General features: G+C 66.1%; 15 protein-coding genes and 1 pseudogene. 11 read left to right on the plus strand and 5 right to left on the minus strand.

Annotated elements, in window-relative coordinates; translation table 11 throughout:
• From RMCB_RS00005 to nuoN, 9 genes and pseudogenes are all read left to right on the plus strand, one after another.
• On the plus strand, positions 1-583 hold a 583-nt coding region (locus RMCB_RS00005; RefSeq protein WP_201028204.1), incomplete at its 5' end, for an NADH-ubiquinone oxidoreductase-F iron-sulfur binding region domain-containing protein.
• A 116-nt stretch (positions 584-699) separates the two neighbouring features.
• Positions 700-3,087 carry an NADH-quinone oxidoreductase subunit G gene (locus RMCB_RS00010; protein ID WP_062827114.1) on the plus strand — a complete coding sequence of 796 codons (2,388 nt, stop codon included), beginning with the start codon at positions 700-702 and terminating at the stop codon, positions 3,085-3,087.
• Positions 3,084-4,307, plus strand: a complete 1,224-nt coding sequence (gene nuoH, locus RMCB_RS00015; protein ID WP_062827115.1) for an NADH-quinone oxidoreductase subunit NuoH — start codon at positions 3,084-3,086, stop codon at positions 4,305-4,307. Before RMCB_RS00010 ends, nuoH begins: the two co-directional genes overlap by 4 nt.
• Positions 4,282-4,824, plus strand: a pseudogene (gene nuoI / locus RMCB_RS00020) (NADH-quinone oxidoreductase subunit NuoI); the annotation flags it as partial. The gene nuoH and the pseudogene nuoI, both read left to right, overlap by 26 nt.
• Positions 4,821-5,582 carry an NADH-quinone oxidoreductase subunit J gene (locus tag RMCB_RS00025; protein WP_062827116.1) on the plus strand — a complete coding sequence of 254 codons (762 nt, stop codon included), beginning with the start codon at positions 4,821-4,823 and terminating at the stop codon, positions 5,580-5,582. The pseudogene nuoI and the gene RMCB_RS00025, both read left to right, overlap by 4 nt.
• Positions 5,583-5,662: 80 nt before the next feature.
• A complete protein-coding gene (nuoK, locus tag RMCB_RS00030) occupies positions 5,663-5,962 on the plus strand; it encodes an NADH-quinone oxidoreductase subunit NuoK (protein ID WP_029372627.1) in 300 nt (99 codons plus the stop codon).
• 7 nt (positions 5,963-5,969) lie between these two features.
• Positions 5,970-7,880, plus strand: coding sequence for an NADH-quinone oxidoreductase subunit L (nuoL, locus tag RMCB_RS00035; RefSeq protein ID WP_062827117.1), 1,911 nt, complete (start codon positions 5,970-5,972; stop codon positions 7,878-7,880).
• Positions 7,874-9,466, plus strand: coding sequence for an NADH-quinone oxidoreductase subunit M (locus RMCB_RS00040; RefSeq protein WP_062827118.1), 1,593 nt, complete (start codon positions 7,874-7,876; stop codon positions 9,464-9,466). Before nuoL ends, RMCB_RS00040 begins: the two co-directional genes overlap by 7 nt.
• Before the next feature lies 1 nt (position 9,467).
• Positions 9,468-11,033 carry an NADH-quinone oxidoreductase subunit NuoN gene (nuoN, locus tag RMCB_RS00045; RefSeq protein ID WP_062827119.1) on the plus strand — a complete coding sequence of 522 codons (1,566 nt, stop codon included), beginning with the start codon at positions 9,468-9,470 and terminating at the stop codon, positions 11,031-11,033.
• A gap of 95 nt (positions 11,034-11,128) precedes the next feature.
• Here nuoN and RMCB_RS00050 read toward each other — a convergent pair whose 3' ends face one another.
• The 5 genes from RMCB_RS00050 to RMCB_RS00070 form a co-directional block, all read right to left on the minus strand.
• Entirely contained in the window at positions 11,129-11,725 is a 597-nt protein-coding gene (locus RMCB_RS00050) for a TetR/AcrR family transcriptional regulator (protein ID WP_062827120.1), read from the minus strand.
• Positions 11,722-13,212 carry an FAD-dependent monooxygenase gene (locus RMCB_RS00055; RefSeq protein ID WP_062827121.1) on the minus strand — a complete coding sequence of 497 codons (1,491 nt, stop codon included), beginning with the start codon at positions 13,210-13,212 and terminating at the stop codon, positions 11,722-11,724. The genes RMCB_RS00050 and RMCB_RS00055 overlap by 4 nt, the downstream gene beginning before the upstream one ends.
• A 150-nt stretch (positions 13,213-13,362) precedes the next feature.
• The gene (gene tkt, locus RMCB_RS00060; protein ID WP_062827122.1) at positions 13,363-15,429 is read right to left on the minus strand and encodes a transketolase; all 2,067 of its coding nucleotides are present in this window, start codon (positions 15,427-15,429) and stop codon (positions 13,363-13,365) included.
• 39 nt (positions 15,430-15,468) lie between these two features.
• Positions 15,469-16,371, minus strand: coding sequence for a 2-hydroxy-3-oxopropionate reductase (locus tag RMCB_RS00065; RefSeq protein ID WP_072278383.1), 903 nt, complete (start codon positions 16,369-16,371; stop codon positions 15,469-15,471).
• Positions 16,368-17,252 carry a hydroxypyruvate isomerase family protein gene (locus tag RMCB_RS00070; RefSeq protein ID WP_062827124.1) on the minus strand — a complete coding sequence of 295 codons (885 nt, stop codon included), beginning with the start codon at positions 17,250-17,252 and terminating at the stop codon, positions 16,368-16,370. The genes RMCB_RS00065 and RMCB_RS00070 overlap by 4 nt, the downstream gene beginning before the upstream one ends.
• Positions 17,253-17,410: 158 nt before the next feature.
• On the opposite strand from RMCB_RS00070, the gene RMCB_RS00075 reads away from it, so the two are divergent.
• Both RMCB_RS00075 and RMCB_RS00080 read left to right on the plus strand, forming a co-directional pair.
• Positions 17,411-18,334, plus strand: a complete 924-nt coding sequence (locus RMCB_RS00075; RefSeq protein ID WP_062827125.1) for a LysR family transcriptional regulator — start codon at positions 17,411-17,413, stop codon at positions 18,332-18,334.
• 322 nt (positions 18,335-18,656) lie between these two features.
• Positions 18,657-20,252, plus strand: coding sequence for an APC family permease (locus RMCB_RS00080; RefSeq protein ID WP_165606230.1), 1,596 nt, complete (start codon positions 18,657-18,659; stop codon positions 20,250-20,252).
• Position 20,253: the final 1 nt, after the last annotated feature.

Below are 20,253 nucleotides of genomic sequence, written 5' to 3' on the forward strand. Positions count from 1 at the left end.
GTATTCGCTGTCGGGACATGTAAACCGGCCTGGACAGTATGAGGCGCCGCTGGGCATCACGCTGCGCGAGCTGCTCAACTACGCCGGTGGGATACGGACCGGCCACACGTTGAAGTTCTGGACCCCCGGCGGCTCCTCGACCCCACTGCTGACCACCGAACACCTCGACGTCCCACTGGATTACGAAGGCATGGCCTCCGTCGGGTCCATGCTCGGCACCAAGGCACTGCAGATCTTCGACGAGACCACCTGCGTGGTCCGCGCGGTACGCCGCTGGATCCAGTTCTATGCCCACGAATCCTGCGGCAAGTGCACTCCATGCCGCGAGGGCACCTACTGGCTGGCGCAGATCTACGCCCGCCTCGAAACCGGTGCCGCGACCGCCGCCGATATCGACAAGTTGCTCGACATCTCCGACACGATCTTCGGGAAGTCGTTCTGCGCGTTGGGCGATGGCGCCGCGTCGCCGGTGATCTCGTCGATCAAGTATTTCCGCGACGAGTATGTCGCCCACTTGGACGGCGGCTGTCCGTTCGACCCGCACGCCTCGGCGTTGATGGCGACCCAAGAGGCAGGTGTGTAGATGTTTCTCACCGCGAGCAGTCCCACGCAAGCGGGAGGGTCCCCCACCGCAAGTACCCGACACGCCGAGGTAACGGGGACTTTCGTGTCTGCTCGCGCAAGGAAAGGGGGCCGCTCGTGACATTGGCCGAGCCGACCAAAGACACTCCGCCGGTGGAGATGGTCACGCTGACCATCGACGGCGATGAAATCAGTGTTCCGAAGGGCACATTGGTGATCCGTGCGGCCGAGCTGATGGGCATCCAGATCCCCCGGTTCTGTGACCATCCGCTGCTGGATCCCGTGGGTGCCTGCCGCCAATGCCTGGTCGAGGTCGAGGGACAGCGCAAGCCGATGGCATCGTGCACCACGACCGTCACCCCGGACATGGTGGTGCGGACGCAGTTCAGTTCCGAGGCGGCGGACAAGGCCCAGCGCGGTGTGATGGAACTGCTGTTGATCAACCATCCGCTCGATTGCCCGATCTGCGACAAGGGCGGGGAATGCCCGCTGCAGAACCAGGCGATGTCCAACGGGCGTCCGGAGACCCGGTTCACCGATGTCAAGCGGACGTTCCCCAAACCGATCAACGTCTCCGCCCAGGTCCTGCTGGACCGCGAACGCTGCGTGCTGTGCGCCCGGTGCACCCGGTTCTCCGACCAGATTGCCGGAGACCCGTTCATCGCGCTGCTGGAACGTGGTGCGCTGCAACAAGTGGGCATCGCCCCCGACGAGCCGTTCCAGTCCTACTTCTCCGGCAATACGGTGCAGATCTGCCCGGTCGGGGCCCTCACCGGTACCGCCTACCGGTTCCGCGCCCGGCCGTTCGACCTGGTGTCCAGTCCCAGTGTGTGTGAACACTGCGCGTCGGGATGCGCCCAGCGCACCGACCATCGCCGCGGAAAAGTGCTGCGCCGCTTGGCCGGTGACGATCCCGAGGTCAACGAGGAATGGAACTGCGACAAGGGCCGGTGGGCGTTCACGTATCCGACCGTCGGCGACCGCATCACCACCCCACTGCTGCGCGACGACAGCGGCGGCCTTCGGCCGGCGTCCTGGTCGGAGGCCCTCACCGTGGCCGGCGCCGGGCTGTTGGCAGCGGGTGGCAACACCGGGGTCCTGGTGGGCGGACGGAGCACGCTGCAGGACGCCTACGCGTACGCCAAGTTCGCTCGAATGGTGCTGGGCACCAACGACATCGATTTCCGGGCCCGTGACCACTCCGCAGAAGAGGCCGACTTCCTCGCCAGCGCCGTGGCCGACAGGCCGATGACGGTGCGCTACGCCGAACTGGAGACCGCGCCGACCGTCCTGCTGGCGGGCTTCGAACCCGAAGAGGAATCCCCGATCGTCTTCCTGCGGCTACGTAAAGCGGTCCGCAAGCACAGGGTGCGGGTGCTCGCGCTGGCGCCGTTCGCCACGCGTGGTCTGGAGAAGATGTCGGGAACACTGATTGCGACCGTCCCCGGCGCCGAGGCTGCCGCGTTCGACGCGTTGACGCGCGACGAGCGGCTACGCGAGCCGGGTGCGGTGATCCTGGTCGGTGAACGGCTCGCCGGCTCGCCGGGCGCGCTGTCCGCAGCTGCCCGGCTGTCCGCAGCCACCGGTGCCCGGCTGGCGTGGATTCCGCGTCGAGCCGGGGAACGCGGCGCCGTGGAGGCCGGCGCCCTGCCCAACCTGCTGCCGGGCGGCCGACCGGTCACCGATCCGCAGGCCCGCGCGGAGACCGAGCGAGCCTGGAGCTCCGGCGAACTGCCGAGCACGCCCGGCCGCGACACCACGGCGATCCTGACCGCCGCGGCCGACGGGCGACTGGGGGCGCTGCTCGTCGGCGGCGTCGAACTCGACGACCTTCCGGATCCGGCGCTGGCGGTGTCAGCTCTACGCGCGACGCCGTTCGTCGTGAGCCTGGAACTGCGGGAAAGCGCGGTGACCCAACTGGCCGATGTGGTGTTCCCGGTCGCGCCGGTGGTCGAGAAGGCCGGGGCCTTCGTCGACTGGGAGGGCCGCATCCGGCCGTTCGAACCGTCGCTGCGCACCAACGCGATTCCCGATCTGCGGGTCCTGCACTACCTCGCTGACGAGATCGGTGTCGATCTGGGGATGTCGGGCCCGGCGGCCGCCGACGCCGAGCTCGCGGCGCTGGGCTCATGGTCGGGGCCGCGAGCCGACGCACCGTCGGTGCCGCCCGCCGCGCAGGCCGAGCCCGGCCCCGGGCAGGCGGTCCTCGCGAGCTGGCGCATGCTGCTGGATTCCGGGCGGCTGCAGGACGGCGAGCCGTATCTGGCCGGCACGGCACCCACGCCGGTGGTCCGGCTTTCGGCCGCGACCGCCGCTGAAATCGGCGCGGCACAAGGTGATCCGGTGACCGTCCGGACCGATCGCGGTGCGGTCACCCTGCCGCTGGCGGTGACCGCGATGGCCGACCGGGTGGTATGGCTGCCGCTGCACTCCCCCGGATCGGCGGTATACCGGCAGTTGGGCGCATCCGCCGGAGCCATCGTGTCGATCGGAGCCGGAGCATGACATATCCTGATCCCACCTTGTTCGGCCATGATCCGTGGTGGCTGATCCTGGCCAAGTCGCTGGCGATCTTCGTGTTCCTGTTGCTGACGGTGTTGACGGCCATCCTCGTCGAACGCAAAGTGTTGGGCCGCATGCAGATGCGACCGGGCCCCAACCGGGTCGGCCCATGGGGCCTGTTGCAGTCCCTCGCCGACGGCGTCAAGCTGGCCCTCAAAGAGGGTCTGACACCCGCCGGCGTGGACAAGCCCATCTACCTACTGGCGCCGGTGATCTCGGTGATCCCGGCGTTCATGGCGTTCGCGGTGATTCCGATGGGCGGCGCGGTGTCGGTGTTCGGCCACCGCACACCGCTGCAACTGACCGATCTGCCGGTCGCGGTGCTCTACGTGCTGGCTGTCACCTCGATCGGGGTGTACGGAATCGTGCTGGCCGGATGGGCATCGGGCTCGACCTACCCACTGCTGGGCGGCCTGCGGTCGAGCGCGCAGGTGATCTCGTACGAGATCGCGATGGCGCTCTCGTTTGCCGCGGTGTTCCTCTACGCCGGCACCATGTCGACCTCCGGGATCGTGGCGGCTCAGGATCGCATCTGGTACGTGTTCGTGCTGCTCCCCTCGTTCGTGGTGTATGTGACGTCGATGGTCGGTGAAACCAACCGTGCGCCTTTCGATTTGCCCGAGGCGGAAGGTGAGTTGGTCGGCGGTTTCCACACCGAATACTCGTCGCTGAAATTCGCGATGTTCATGCTTGCCGAATACGTCAACATGACCACCGTATCGGCGCTGGCCACCACGATGTTCCTCGGTGGATGGCATGCGCCGTTCCCGTTCAACATGATCGACGGCGCCAACAGCGGGTGGTGGCCGCTGTTGTGGTTCACCGCCAAGGTGTGGACTTTCATGTTCATCTACATCTGGCTGCGGGCCACTCTGCCGCGGCTGCGTTACGACCAGTTCATGGCGCTCGGCTGGAAAGTCCTGATCCCGGTATCGCTGGTCTGGATCATGGTCGTGGCCGTCACCCACAGTCTGCGCACCCACGGTTACCAAGGCTGGGCCACCGGCCTGGTCAGCGCCGCTGTCATCATCGTCCTGCTACTGGCCGTGGCGCTGTGGAAGTCGTTGCGGCGCAGAAGCCTCCCGCCGCCGCCCGAGCAGGGCGCCGGGGCGTATCCCGTCCCGCCACTCCCGTCCGTCAGGAAGGAGACGGCTGATGCCTAAGTTCCTCGACGCGCTGGCCGGTTTCGCGGTCACGTTCGGCTCGATGTTCAAAAAGCCGATCACCGAAGAGTATCCGGAGAAACCCGGGCCCGTCGCACCCCGATACCACGGTCGCCATCAACTCAACCGGTACCCGGATGGACTGGAAAAGTGCATCGGGTGCGAACTGTGCGCATGGGCCTGCCCCGCCGACGCCATCTTCGTCGAGGGCGCCGACAACCTGCCCGGCGAACGCTACTCGCCGGGTGAGCGCTACGGACGGGTGTACCAGATCAACTATCTGCGCTGCATCGGCTGCGGGCTGTGCATCGAGGCGTGCCCGACGCGGGCGCTGACCATGACCAACAACTACGAGATGGCCGACGACAACCGCGCCGACCTGATCCTGGGCAAGGACAAACTGCTGGCGCCCCTGCAGCCGGGCATGCTGGCCCCGCCGCACGACATGGCACCGGGCAGCACCGATGACGACTACTACCTGGGCAAGATCTCGCCCTGTACCGAGGACGCCCGGTGACGCCCGAACTGCTCGCGGCGGCAACCGACGCAGCCATCAGGACCTCGACGTCGGAGGCCGTGGTGTTCTGGGTCCTCGGCGCGGTCGCGGTACTCGGAGCGATCGGTGTGGTGGCCGCCCCCAAGGCCGTGTATTCAGCGGTGTTCCTGGCCTCGACCATGATCGCGCTCGCAGTGCTCTACGTGGCCCAGGACGCGCTGTTCCTCGGAGTCGTGCAGGTGGTGGTCTACACCGGTGCGGTGATGATGCTGTTCCTGTTCGTCCTGATGCTCATCGGTGTGGACCTGACGGAGTCGCTGGTGGAAACCCTGCGCGGACAACGGGTCGCGGCACTGATCGCCGGACTCGGTTTCGGCATCCTGCTGATCGGTGGGATCGGCAACGTCTCGGCGGTGGGTTTCACCGGGCTCGCGCAGGCCAACAGCGGCGGCAACGTGCAAGGTCTGGCGGCGCTGATCTTCACCCGGTACCTGTGGGCGTTCGAACTCACCAGTGCCCTGCTGATCACCGCCGCGCTGGGGGCCATGGTGCTGGCCCACCGGGAACGCTTCGAACGCCGAAAAACCCAGCGCGAATTGGCGATCGAACGCTTCCAGGCCGGGGGGCGACCGACACCGCTGCCCAATCCCGGCGTCTACGCCCGCCACAACGCCGTCGACATCCCGGCGCGGCTGCCCGACGGTTCGGACGCCGTGTTGTCGGTCAGCGCGATCCTGCCGCAGCGCAGTGTCGCGGGTGATGTGGAGAGGGAGCCCTAAATGTTTCTGCGGACGCGAGGAGCACGAACGGGTCTGCGGACGCGAGGAGCACATATGTATCTGCGGACGCGAGGAGCATGATGGATCCCGCGAACTACCTGTATCTGTCGGCGCTGCTGTTCACCATCGGTGCGGCCGGAGTGTTGTTGCGACGCAACGCCATCGTCATGTTCATGTGCGTGGAGCTGATGCTCAACGCGGCGAACCTGGCGTTCGTCACCTTCTCCCGCATGCACGGTCATCTCGATGGTCAGGTGGTGGCGTTCTTCACCATGGTGGTCGCCGCCTGCGAGGTGGTGATCGGCCTGGCCATCATCATGACCATCTTCCGCACCCGGCACTCGGCCTCGGTCGACGACGCCAGTCTGCTCAAACACTAAGGGCGCCATGACACTTCCTATCTGGCTGCTCATCGCCCTCCCAGCCGCGGGAGCAGCGATCCTGTTGTTGGCCGGGCGCAGGTCCGACCGCTGGGGCCACCTGTTGGGTTGTGCCGCATCGATCGCCGCGTTCGTCGTGGGTGCGGCGCTGTTCACCGCAATGCTGGGCCGCACCGGCGAAGCGCGGACCGTGCACGAGACGTTGTTCTCCTGGGTGCCGGTAGCGGGGCTACAGGTCGACTTCGGTCTGCAACTCGATGCGCTGTCTGTGTGCTTCGTGCTGCTGATCACCGGTGTCGGCTCGCTGATCCACATCTACTCGATCGGCTACATGGCCGAAGATCCGGATCGGCGACGGTTTTTCGCCTACCTCAACCTGTTCTTGGCGGCCATGCTGCTGCTGGTGTTGGCGGACAACTACCTCGGGCTCTACGCCGGGTGGGAAGGCGTCGGCCTGGCGTCCTATCTGCTCATCGGGTTCTGGTCGTACAAACCGTCGGCAGCCACCGCCGCCAAGAAGGCATTCATCGTCAACCGCGTCGGCGACATGGGGCTGGCGATCGCGTTGATGATCATGTTCGCCTCCATCGGCTCCATCTCGTTCGCGGGCGTGTTCTCCGCCGCGCCGGGCCTGAGCCAGCCGACGCTGACTGCGATCGGGCTGCTGCTGTTGCTCGGGGCGTGCGGCAAGTCCGCACAGGTGCCCCTGCAGTCCTGGTTGGGCGACGCGATGGAGGGCCCGACGCCGGTGTCGGCGCTGATCCACGCGGCCACCATGGTCACCGCGGGGGTGTACCTGATCGTGCGGTCCGGTCCGATCTTCGACCTGGCGCCCGCCGCGCAGACCGGCGTCGTCATCGTGGGCGCCGTCACGCTGCTGTTCGGCGCGATCATCGGCTGCGCCAAGGACGACATCAAGAAGGCGCTCGCCGCGTCGACCATGAGCCAGATCGGCTACATGGTGCTCGCCGCCGGGCTCGGCCCGACCGGCTACGCAGTCGCGATCATGCACCTGCTCACCCACGGCTTCTTCAAAGCCGGGCTGTTCCTCGGGGCCGGCTCGGTCATGCACGCCATGAACGACGAGGTGAACATGCGCCGCTACGGCGGGCTGCGCAAGGCCCTGCCGGTCACCTTCGCGACGTTCGGGCTCGGCTATCTCGCGATCATCGGCGTGCCTCCGCTGGCCGGGTTCTTCTCCAAGGACGGCATCATCGAAGCCGCACTCGGCGCCGACGGCGTCCGCGGTGTGATCCTCGGTGGCGCAGCCATTCTCGGCGCCGGGATCACCGCGTTCTACATGACGAGGGTGATGCTAATGACGTTCTTCGGCGAGAAGCGCTGGGACACCGGGGCGAACGAAGCGACCGGAGAGCATTCCAGCGTTCATCCCCACGAGGCACCGGCCGTCATGACGTGGCCGATGATCCTGCTCGCGGTCGGCTCAGTTCTCTCCGGCGGTGCCCTGGCCATCGGTGGGACGTTGTCGCACTGGCTGGAGCCTGTCGTCGGCAGCCATGAGGCCACCCACGGCGTGCCCGCGTGGGTCGTCACGGTCGTGGTCTTGGCGGTGGTGGCCGTCGGTATCGCGATCGCCTACCGCATGTACGCGCAGCAACCCGTTCCGGAGCAGGTCCCCGCAGGATCGGCACTCACGGTGGCGGCCCGCCGCGACCTCTACGGTGACGCGTTCAACGAGGCGGTGTTCATGCGAGGCGGGCAGACGTTGACCGCGGCTCTGGTCGAGGTCGACGACAAAGGTGTGGACGGGGCCGCCACCGGGATGGCCGCGCTGGTCAGCCGAGCCTCCGACCGGTTCCGACAATGGCAGACGGGTTTTGCCCGGTCCTACGCGCTGTCGATGCTCGCCGGCGCGGCGCTCGTGGTCGCGGCGATCCTGGCGGTGCGGCTGTGGTGAACACCTTTCCGTGGCTGACGGCGCTCTGGGCGGTCCCGACGATCGGTGCCGCGATCGTGATCCTCATCCCCGCCGGGCAGCGGGTCCTGGCCAAATGGCTCGCGCTCGTGGTGTCGGTGGCGGCGCTAGGTATAGCTGTGGTGCTCGCGGTCGGCTTCGACCCGGCGGGCGAGCAGTACCAATTCGTCGAATCCCACGCGTGGATACCGTCTTTCGGGACCGGATACATCCTCGGTGTCGACGGGATCGCGCTGGCGTTGGTAGTGCTCACCGCGGTCTTGATGCCTCTGCTGATCATCGCGGGCTGGAACGACGCCGCCGATCGGACCGGGCTGGCCGGCCGGTCGGTGCAGGCGTACCTCGCGCTGATGCTGGCCGTCGAGGGCATGGTGTTCATGTCGCTGGTGGCCCTGGACATCCTGCTGTTCTATGTGTTCTTCGAAGCCATGCTGATCCCGATGTACTTCCTCATCGGCGGTTTCGGCGGGGAGAACAGGTCGCGCGCGGCTGTGAAGTTCTTGCTGTACAACCTCTTCGGTGGCCTGGTCATGCTCGCCGCGGTGATCGGACTGTACGTGGTGACCGCGCAGAGCGACGTGTTCCGCTCCGGTACCTTCGATTTCCGGGCCATCGTCGAGGCGGTGGCGTCGGGCAGGTTGACGCTCAGCCCCGTGGTGGGCGGTTTCCTGTTCCTGGGGTTCATGTTCGCGTTCGCCGTCAAGGCCCCGCTGTGGCCGTTCCACCGCTGGCTGCCCGACGCCGCGGTGGAGGCCACCCCGGCCAGCGCGGTGTTGATGATGGCCATCATGGACAAGGTCGGCACCTTCGGGATGCTGCGCTACTGCCTGCCGTTGTTCCCCGATGCGGCCACCTATTTCCGGCCCGCCATCATCACCCTGGCGGTGATCGGCATCGTGTACGGCGCGGTGCTGGCGATCGGCCAGACCGACGTGATGCGCCTCATCGCCTACACGTCGATCTCGCACTTCGGCTTCATCATCCTGGGAATCTTCGTCATGACCAGCCAGGGTCAGTCCGGCTCGACGCTGTACATGATCAACCACGGGATCTCCACCGCTGCCCTGTTCCTCATCGCCGGTTTCCTGGTGTCGCGGCGCGGCTCCCGGCTGATCGCGTCCTACGGCGGAGTGCAGAAAGTGGCGCCGGTGCTGGCAGGCACCTTCCTGGTGGCAGGCCTGGCCACCCTGTCACTGCCCGGCCTGGCGCCGTTCATCAGCGAATTCCTGGTCCTCATCGGCACATTCACGCGCTACCCGGTATTGGCGGTGTTCGCCGCCACTGCTTTGGTGCTTTCCGCGGTCTACATCCTGTGGACCTACCAGCGGATCATGACCGGACCAGTCCGTGATGACGACGGCGACGGTGGTGTGCGCAACCTGCGGGATCTCGTTCCTCGCGAACTCGCCGTGGTGGCACCCCTGCTCGCGCTGCTACTGGTGCTCGGGATCTATCCCAAACCCGCTCTCGACGTGATCAATCCGGCGGTCCACCACACCCTGACGACCATCGGCCAGACCGACCCCGTACCGAGCGCACCGCCGACCGCGGCGGAAGGGAGCCACTGACATGGTGACACCCAGCATCGAATACGGCTTGCTCTCCCCCATGCTGATCGTGTTCGGCGTGGCGGTCGCCGGTGTTCTCGTGGAGGCTTTCGCGCCGCGGCGCGGTCGCTACCCGATTCAGGTCACCCTCGCACTCGGCGGGCTGGTCGCCGCGGTCGCCGCGGTGGGGCTGCTGGCGCGCGACCTGCACGGCAGCCCGGGCCGGGCCGCGGTGCTTGGCGCGGTCATGCTCGATCCTCCAGCACTGTTCCTGCAGGCCACCATCGCCCTGGTCGGTATTCTCGGGATACTGCTGATCGCCGAGCGTCAGATCGGTAGCCAAACCGGTGACAGCGCCCGGGGTCTGGATGGTTTCACGCCGCAAGCGTCGGCGGTCGCGGGCAGTGTCGCCGAGCAGTTGGCCACGCGCGCCGGGGTGATGCAGACCGAGGTGTTTCCGCTGACCATGCTGGCCATCGGCGGCATGCTGCTATTCCCTGCGGCAAACGATCTGCTCACCATGTTCATCGCGCTCGAAGTGCTGTCGCTGCCGCTGTACCTGCTGTGCGGGCTGGCGCGGCGGCGCCGGTTGCTCTCACAGGAAGCGGCGCTGAAGTACTTTCTGCTCGGCGCGTTTTCGTCGGCGTTCTTCTTGTACGGCGCGGCGATGCTGTACGGGTACTCCGGCACGCTGACGCTGCCCGGTATCGCCGACGCGGTCGCAACGGGCAGCGGTCATACGTCCCTGGCGCTCATCGGCATCGGCCTGCTGCTGGTCGGGTTGCTGTTCAAAGTCGGTGCGGTGCCGTTCCATTCGTGGATTCCCGACGTGTACCAAGGGGCCCCGACGGCCATCACCGCGTTCATGGCGGCCGCCACCAAGATCGCCGCCTTCGGTGCGACGCTGCGCATCTTCTATGTGGCGCTACCGCAGCTGCGCGCCGACTGGCGCCCGGTGCTGTGGGCGGTCGCGATCCTGACCATGGTGATCGGCACCGTCACCGCTGTCACCCAGACGGACGTCAAACGCATGCTGGCGTACTCGGCCGTCGCGCATTCGGGCTTCATCCTCACCGGTGTGATCGCCGCCAACCCGGCCGGGGTGTCGTCGACGTTGTTCTACCTGTTCGCCTACGGCTTCAGCACGGTCGGTGCATTCGCGGTGGTCGGTCTGGTTCGCGACGACACAGGTGAGGAAGCCACCGCGATGTCGCGATGGGCCGGGCTGGGGCGGCGCTATCCGATTGTCGGAGTGGTGTTCTCGCTATTTCTGCTGGCGTTCGCGGGCATCCCGCTGACCAGTGGCTTCGTCAGCAAGTTCGCGGTGTTCAAGGCAGCCGGCCAGGGCGGCGCCATTCCGCTGGTGATCGTCGGCGTGATCGCCAGCGCTGTCGCCGCCTACTTCTACGTACGGGTGATCGTGCTGATGTTCTTCACCGACCCTCCCGACGACGCCCCTGACGTGGTGGTGCCGAGCGGGCCGACCATGACCGTGGTGGCCGTCACCGCCGTGGTGACCTTCGTCCTCGGCGCTCTCCCCCAGCCGCTGCTGGATCTCGCCAACAACGCCGAGGCCTTCTTGCGCTGACACTTTCCCCGCGAGCAGTCACGCAGGTCCGCGACACGCCGCAGTTCCGGTACCGCTGTTGGGGGTACCGCCCGCTTGCGGGGGACTGCTCGCGGTTACGACAACAGGCCCACCTGGCGGTAGGCGGCCTCCAGGTAGCGTTTCATCTGCGTTCTCGACGGTGGATCTGGTTGCAGGACACGGTAGGTCACGCCGCCGGCGAGCATGTCGACGAGGACTTCCAGGTCGGTGTTGGGCGCGATCCGGCCGTCGGCCTGGGCCCGGCGCAGCATCGCGACGGCCAACGCGCGCCGAGGTTGGATGTAGTGCGTCCAATAGGTCTGCATCAGGAGCGGGTGTGTGACCGCCGAACCGTAGATCTGGGCGACGAGCGCACGAAACCGCGGGTCAGCCGCCGTTGCGGCGGCAGCGGCGATGTTGCGCTCGACGAGCTGATGTGTTGGCGTCGAAGCGATCTCGTCGTTGGTCGGCCAGGTGACGTCGGCGGTCACGAGTGTCTCGATGGCATCGGCGACCAATGCCTCTTTCGTCGACCACCGTCGATACAGCGTCGGCTTCCCGACGCGGGCTCGCTTGGCGATCTGTTCCATGCTCATCGCGGAGATGCCTTGTTCGATGAACAGATCCAGCGCGGCGGTGAGGATCGCGGTGTCGACCGCTGGGTCGCGGGGGCGTCCGCGCGCGGCGGTCATCGGACGCGCCCGGTGGCCAGGGCCGCCGTGAGCCAGCTGCCGAGTCGCGCGGGATCCGTTCCCCGCCAAGCCAGATGGCCGTCTGGGCGGATGAGGAATACCTCGGCGCGGCCCGGCTGGTGCAGGACCGTCACACGATCGGCCAGATGGGTCCTTACGACGTCGCACGCCACCGACTCGGCATCAGCGATGAGCACCCAATGTCCGCGCAGCTGCGGGTACAGCCGCGTTGGGCTGCCATCACATGTCAGATAGGTTCCGTCCGGGACTCGGTCACCTGATCTGGGCTTGTGCGCCAACGGAAGTGACCTTTCGGCCAGCGGTCCTTTGCGGTAGCTCACCCAGAGTTGCGACGTCTGATAGGTGATGCAGCGTTGCACGGCAGGCAGGTTGAGCACAGGCACCGCGAGCCGGTCCCGGATGAACCGGCCCACCGGCCGCTGCGTGATGTTCACCTTGGTGACCGCGCTGGTACCCCGCAGCACCTCGGTGGCCAATGGACGGCGTTCGGCCTCGTAGCTGTCGAGCAGCGCTTGCTCTGCTAGTCCCTGGGCCACCAAAGCCAGTTTCCACGCGAGGTTTTCGGCATCGCCGAGCCCGGTCAGCATGCCCTGCCCGCCGAACGGCGCATGGGTGTGCGCGGCGTCGCCTGCGATGAGGACACGGCCTCGGCGGTAGGTGTCCGCGAGCCTACGGTGCACGGTGAACATCGACAGCCATGCGGCTTCGGTCACCCGCACGTCGCGGCCGGTCCGCTCGGGCAGTAATCGTCGCAGCCGCTGCAGCACCTCGTCGTCCGACGCATCACCGGCGAGGCCGGGGTCATACGCGATGATGCGCCAGATGCCGCCGGGCATCGGCATGGCCCCGACCATGCCGTCGGGGTGGATCCAGCCGGTGGTTCCCGACCGATCGATATCCCAGTCGAGCCGCACGTCGGCCAGCAGGAAGCGCTCGCTGAGCTGCACGCCAGGGAAGCCGATCCCGGCGCGGCGGCGAGTAGTGCTGGCCGCGCCGTCACAGCCGACGAGCCAGACCGCGCGGCCGGTCGTACCGTCCCCGAAGGTCGCCACCACACCGGTGTCGTCCTGGCGAAGGTCGGTCAGCGGTGTCGACCATTCGACCGCACCGCCCAGCTCGGCGAGCCGGTCTCGCAGGGACGCTTCGACGGTCGCTTGCGATATGACCATGGGTGGCGCGGCTGAGCGGATCCCGGGATCACCGAACCGGACCCGCATGACCGGCCGGTCCCCGAGGTAGGTGGTGATCTGCATGGCCCGCACCGACTGTCGTGGCAACTCACCGAGTGCGCCGAGCCGGTCGAGCACTTCCGAGCCCCGCGCGTGCACGAAGTTGGCCCGTGATGTCGTGGCAGGTCCCTCAGCTTTGTCGACGATGCGCACCGGCACACCGTGGCTCAGCAGGCCGCAGGCCACGGCCAGCCCGGCAGGGCCTGCGCCCGCGATGAGCACCTGGGTATCGACCACGACGCCTACTTAAATAACGAAACGGTTCCGTAACTAAAGTACACTCTGTTATGGCCGGCCGCCAGGTTCAGTTGACGCCCGAGATCCTCAATGATCAGGTCCGGTTAGGTTCGCGTATCAGGCTGCCGTCATCGTTCACCGGCTCGCCGATTATCCGTGGTGGCGTGTTCGGCCGACCAATTCACTTGCTGCTGAGACGATTTCCTCGGCGGTGAAACCATAGTGGGAACGCACATCATGCCCAGGGCCAGAGGCCCCGAAGCTGCGCATGGCTATGATGCGGCCACTCGGTCCCACGTGCCGCTCCCAGCCGAACCCCGACGCCGCCTCCACAGCTATCCTGAGGATCAAGTCCGGTGGGAGCACCGAGTCGCGGTAGTCCTGGCCCTGCTCGTCGAACAGCGCCCACGACGGCATGCTGACCACACGTGTACCGATTCCTTTGCCGGCCAAGATGTTTCTGGCGTCCAACGCCAAGGCCACCTCACTGCCGGTGCCGATGATGAGAACGTCGGGTCTTCCGCCGCCGGGCGGATCTGCCAAGACGTAGGCACCGCGGGCAAGTCCGCAGGCCGGCGCGAAGCGGCTGCGGTCGAGGACCGGCAGGTCCTGCTTCGACAGCACCAAGGCGACCGGCCGGTCTACCACCGACATGATCACTCGCCAAGCTTCTCGGACTTCGTTGGCATCTGCGGGCCGGAGATCGATGAGATCGGGAATCGCACGCAGCGACGCAAGCTGTTCGATCGGCTGGTGTGTGGGGCCATCTTCGCCCATACCGATGGAGTCATGGGTATAGATGTGAATGACGGGCTGCCGCATCAGGGCGCCGAGACGAAGCGGTCCGCGCTGAAAGTCGGAGAAGACCAGGAATCCGGCTTGGAATGGTCTCAATCCGCAGAGCGCGAGTCCGTTGGCAGCGGCTGCGGCAGCGGCCTCTCGAACACCGAAATGCAGGTTTCGCCCGTTGTAGTCAGCCGGACCAAAGTGCCCACGGACACCGTCGAGCGCTGTCTTGGTCGATGGTGCGAGGTCGGCAGCACCGCCGATCAGCCAAGGCACTGCGGCGGCAACCTCGTTGAGTACCAGGTGATTGGCGGACCTGCCTGCCAACGGGCCGTCGCCCGGCACGAACGTCGGAAGGTTGCTGTCCCAACCTTCCGACGGGGTTCGTGCGAGCATGTCGGTCAGTTCACGGGCCAGCTCGGGATGGGTGGCCTGATAGCTGAGGAGCAGTGTGTCCCAATGAGCTCGCTGCCGGTGACCACGGGCGGCGACGCCGAGCCGGAATTGCTCGTAGGCAATCTCGGGCACCAAGAAGTCCGAATCATCCGGCCAGCGATAGAAGCGTTTGGCTGCGCGGGCTTCCTCTCCGCCCAGTGGTTCACTGTGGGCTGCGGCGGTGCCCTGCTTGGTGGGCGCACCGTATCCGATGATGCTGCTGACGACGATGAGCATCGGTGACCCACTGTGCTCGTGGAAATGATCGAATGCCCTTCGCAGCGCTGCGATATCGTTGGCATCCGGCACGGAGGTCACTGTCCAGCCATACGACCGGAAACGTGCGGCGACGTCCTCGGTGAAGGACAGCGACGTTTCGCCCTCGATCGTGATGGCATTGCTGTCATAGATCCAGCAGAGGTTGTCGAGCTTGAGATGGCCCGCCAATGATGCCGCCTCCTGGGCGATTCCCTCCATCATGTCGCCGTCGCCGGCCAGCGCGTACACGCGATAGTCGAAGATGTCGAAGCCGGGTCGGTTGAAGTGCGCGGCTTGCCACTTGCCGGCCATGGCCATTCCGACGCTGGTGGCCACCCCGGTTCCGAGCGGTCCTGTGGTGCATTCGACGCCGTCGGTCAGGCCGTGTTCCGGGTGGCCTGCACAGGGACTGCCGAGCTGCCGGAAGCGGCGGATGTCGTCGAGTTGCACTGCCAACCCATCCCGGTCGGTGCGGCGCACCCCAGCAAGGTGTAGGAGCGCGTAGAGCAGCATGGAGGCATGCCCCGCCGACAACACGAAGCGATCCCGGTTGATCCAGGTCGGGTCGGCCGTGTCGTATCGGAGCGCATGGTTCCACAGCGTGTAACCGACCGGAGCCATGGCTATCGCAGCCCCTGGATGTCCTGATTTCGCTTGCGCTACAGCGTCAATGACCAGTGTCCGAATCGTGTTGACGGCGACCGTGTCGACGTCGACGGTGACATCAAGGTCGGTCATGGTTTCTCCCGGGGGTCGAGTTGATGGGGGCAGGCTCGGCTACGCCGATTGGCCGGAGAGTCGCTCGACCAAACGAAACAGCGCCGAGTGGTCGAGATCACCGTCGCCCTGAGCGTGCGCGGCGGACATCAGTTGCGCGACGACCGCACCGAGTGGGGCGGCCGTGCGGGCCTCGCGCGCTGCACTGGTGAAGATACCGAGATCCTTATCGTGCAAGGCGATACGGAACCCGGGTGCGAACTGGCGGGCAACCATGGTGCGGGCTTTGCGGGCCATCACAGTACTGCCGGCCAAACCTGCCTCCAGCACCGAGATCGCGGCGGTGGTGTCCACCTTGTGCGCCTCAAGGAACACCAGCGCCTCGGCAATCAACGCGATGTTTCCGGCCACGATCAGCTGGTTGGCGGCTTTCACGGTCTGGCCCGCTCCGAGCGGTCCGACGTGCACAATGGTGCGACCCAGCGGATTCAGAACCGGCATCGCCGCGTCCACCACGTCGGCCGGCCCGCCGACCATGATCGACAGAGTACCGTCGATTGCACCCTGTTCACCCCCGCTGACCGGGGCATCGAGGAACCGCAGCCCCCGGCTCTGGGCCTCGGCACCAATGCAGCGTGCGGTGTCGGGCCGAATGCTGCTCATGTCGATGAAAAGCGCCCCCGGACTGGCGTTTTCCAGAATCCCATCGGGCCCGAGCGCGACCCGCTCGACATCTGGCGAGTCGGGCAGCATCGTGATGACGATGTCGGCATCGCGCACCGCGTCAGCCACGTCGGCGGCGGCACGCAGCCCGCGAGGGGCCAGGGCGTCGACCTTCGCGCGCGTGCGACTATGGCCCACGACGCTCCATCCGGCGGCGCACAAATTGGCTGCCATCGGCGCACCCATGATACCCAGCCCGATGAAACCGATCTTCGTGCCTGCGTCGGACATTGCGGTCATCGGGCCACCTCGGTGCGCGCCGCCTCGTTGCCGTGACCGAACGATGGAACCAACTGCCGCAGCCATTCCAGCCCGGCCACGGTGTCCCCTATCGGGATGTACTCCAGACCGAGAGTCCCGGTATAGCCGCGCTGGGCCAAGAGTTCGATCACGTCGGTGAGTGGTGCGTTTCCGCTGCCCGGTTCGTGGCGACCGGGCGCGTCGGCCACCTGCACATGCCCGATGTCGTCGGCATGAGCAGTGGCCAACCCGAAGAGATCGTCTCCATTGACCGTGAGATGGTACAAATCCGCGAGCAATGCGATGCGTCCCTTCGTAATTCGCCGGCGGACCGCCCGAATCACATCGAGTGCATCGGCTGCCAGTCGCAGCGGATACGTCGCCACGCCGCTGACAGGTTCAATGAGGACCGTCGCCCCGATCGAATCAGCCAGCTCTGTGGCCGAAGTCAGAGCGGTGAGTGCAGCGTCGTCCTGATCGGCGTCGCTCACATCGTCTAATCGGTTGCCGTACAAGGCGTTGAATCCAGTGACGCCCAGTCGCGCACCGATGTCCAGCGCAATGGCGACACTGTCGTCGAACTCCTGTCGGCGGCCGGGATGTGACGCGATGCCACGATCCCCCGCCGCCATGTAACCGGCGAAGAAATTCAGGCCCCGCAACCGAACGCCCGCGTCGGCAACCGACGCCACGAAGGCGTCGACCACGCCGGCGCCGGGAGTGGCAGACGCGAACGGCCACCAACATTCGATCGCAGTGAAACCTGCCTCGGCAGCAGCCGCCGGCCGACGCTCGAACGGCAATTCGGTGAAGAGGAGCGAGATGTTTGCCTGCGACTGCTGCCATATCGTGGAATCCAAGGTGTCCTCACTTTTCAACATGTGCACTGCACACTCGATGAACGGGGCCGACGTCCGACGGACTGGCGAGTGCTCCTGACACTAAGGACTGCGGCCGTCACGGACAATGACGGGTCGATCCCGAGATTGTTCGCATTTGCCGAAGAGTTCTGGCCCGCAGCGGAGTAGCCTCTGGCACCATGCCGCAGCCAAGCATCACCCTGCGTCAGTTGAGAGCATTCTTGACGGTCGCTGAGCACCGCAGTTTTTCCCGTGCAGCCGAACAGCTCGTGGTGTCGAACCCGTGGCTCAGCGAAACCATCAAAGACCTCGAACGTCAACTGAAACTCCAGCTGTTCGCCCGAACTACCCGTTCGGTCGAACTCACCGACGCCGGAGTCGTGTTCGCCAGTCTGGTGGCCCAAGTCCTCGACGATCTCGACTCCGCCATCAAAGCTGCCCAGCGCACCGCGGACCGCGACGGGTCGGTGCTGACCCTGGGGTACACGATCGGCGCCGGGCTTGAGGTCATCCCGTGGCTATTGCGATCGTTCGCCGCCGAGTTCCCGCAGCGCCCGTTGCGTTCAGTGGAATACGACTTCGCCGATCCCACTGCCGGATTGCGTGATTCGGCAGTGCATGCCGCGATCATCCGACCACCGATCGGACTGGGCGGTCTCACCACTCTCGAGCTACTCACCGAAGACCGCGTTGCCTGCCTGCCCGAGGGCCATCCGCTGGCCAACCAGGACAGCGTCTCTGTCGCCGACCTGCTCAAAGAACCCATCATCGCTGCCCCCAAAGCCCCTGGCCCGTGGCGCGACTACTGGCTGTTGTCCGACTACCGCACCTCCCCGGCACCCGTCGTCGAGGAGGCCAGCACACGCGATGCCGAGCTACATCTGGTTGCCCGCGGTATCGGGATCAGCGTGACGTCTGCAGGAGCCCAGCGGTTCTATTCGCGCCCCGGTGTGGCCTTCCGTCGCATCCGCGATATCCCGCCGTGTGTGGTAGCTCTGGCATGGTGGCCCGAACACACCGCCAAAGTCGCTGATCTCGTCACCATCGCGACGGGTTTCAGCCGCGTCGCCGACCAGCTGAGGCATATCCCCGACGCCGACTGAGCGCGCACACCACAGGGCTGGGTCAGTCGAGCACCCAAACAAGCTCAGCCGCAACACATCTCCGATGGAGGCGACGTGACGCTCACCTACCGACCCATCGCCACACACTTACCAACATCGTTCGGTTGCGCCGAATAATCCGCGGTTAGGTTCGTCATTGTGTGGCCAGTCATGCGGCAATACGTTCAACGCAGTTCGAACAAAGAGCCGCTTGCAATGTTGCGTTGGGATATTCGTAACCGCGCAGGCGCTCAGGCGGTTCAGACCCGCACACGACTGGCGGCACGCGGCCTTTCGGCCGTCGCACAAGGAAATGGGAATCATGACGTCAACAGCAGGACATCCGACAGGGCAACAGCCAAGACTGCGCCGCACCCTTGCGACGTGGGCAGCGATCTCTCTGTCGGTCGCCGCCATGGGAGCGAGCCTGGCGATCAACATCAACCCACAGGGCGCCGGCGCGACAGTTGGACGCGCGGTGCCACTGACCTTCGTCCTCGCCACGATCGGTGTGCTGTTGGTGGCGTACGGCTTCGCCCGGATCTGCAGTCGCCTCAGCCACGCCGGTTCGGTTTTCGGGTTGACCGGCATCACCATCGGGCCGCGCGCCGGGGTGGTGGCCGGCTGGGCGTTGTTGGGTGCCTATCTCAGTTTCATGCTCACGACGTCGATGACGGCCGGAATCTTCGGTGCGGAATTCCTGCGCGGCCTCGGCTTGTACAAGACGACGCCGGACATCGTGCCCTGGATCATCGCGCTGGTGTCCGTCGGCATCGCGACACTGCTGGCGATCTCCCCCGTGAAGAAATCGATGGCCACACTGCTGTGGGTCGAGATCTGTACGACCGCGGTAATCGCCATCATCGCCGTCGTGGTCGTGGTGCGAGTCGTCGGCGGGAACGCTCCCGGCGGTCAGCGCTTCACCCTCGACATGTTCACGGTGCCGCCGGGCACGTCGACAAGCACGCTGTTCCTCGGCATCGTATTCGGCTTTCTGTCCTTCGCTGGGTTCGAAGCCGCCGCGTCACTGGGTGAAGAGACCACCAACCCCAAGCGTGCGATTCCAATCGCCATCTTCGGGGTCGCACTGTTCGGTGGCCTGTTCTACATCATCGGCACCAGCGTGCAAATGCTCGGATTCGGCACAGACGCAGCGGGAGTCGACGCGTTCTCGAAATCGGCCTCGCTGTTCGGGACGTTGGGTGAGCAGTACATCGGCGCCGTGGTGGGCGATTTGGTGACGTTGGGCACCGCGGTCTCCGCGATGGGCTGCGCCCTGGCCACCGCCGTCGCCGCCTCACGACTGCTGTTCGCCTTGAACAGGGGCGTCTTCGACGGTCGCGGATTCACCAAAGTCTCACCGAAGACCGGGACTCCGATCTCCGCGACGCTGTTCGTCTGCGGACTCGCCGCAGCCATCATCGTGCTTGTCCGCGTCGCCGTCACCGACACGGCATTCGACCTGTTCGCCTGGTCCGGGACGGTCGGCACGCTGGTGCTTCTGGTCGCCTACGGACTGTTCTCTGTCGGTGCGTGGTACTACCTGTGCTTCCGCGCACCTCGCCAGGGCCACAAGGCCGCCGCGTTCGACTACGTCGTCCCGCTGCTGGCGATCGCGGTCATCGGTTACACCATGTTCCGCAACGTTATTCCGTGGCCTGACACCGCTTCCGGCCGCGCAAACATCGTCATCGCGATGGTCTGGGTCGTTGCCATCGTCGTCGTCATCGTCGCCGCACCGAAGGCCACCCGACGAATCGCGCAATCGCTGAACAGCGACGAAGGGCTGGCCTCCGAGGCCGGCTACCTGGCGGTCGCGATCGAAGAAGTGGACGAAGGCCTTCGTGAACACAATGTTCCGACGGCTGCGCCCGGCACGGCGCAGCGCGGAGGCTCAGCCCGGGCCGCAAAGAGCTGAA

The sequence above is a fragment of the Mycolicibacterium brisbanense genome (genome assembly GCF_001570425.1).
Classification (GTDB): domain Bacteria; phylum Actinomycetota; class Actinomycetes; order Mycobacteriales; family Mycobacteriaceae; genus Mycobacterium; species Mycobacterium brisbanense.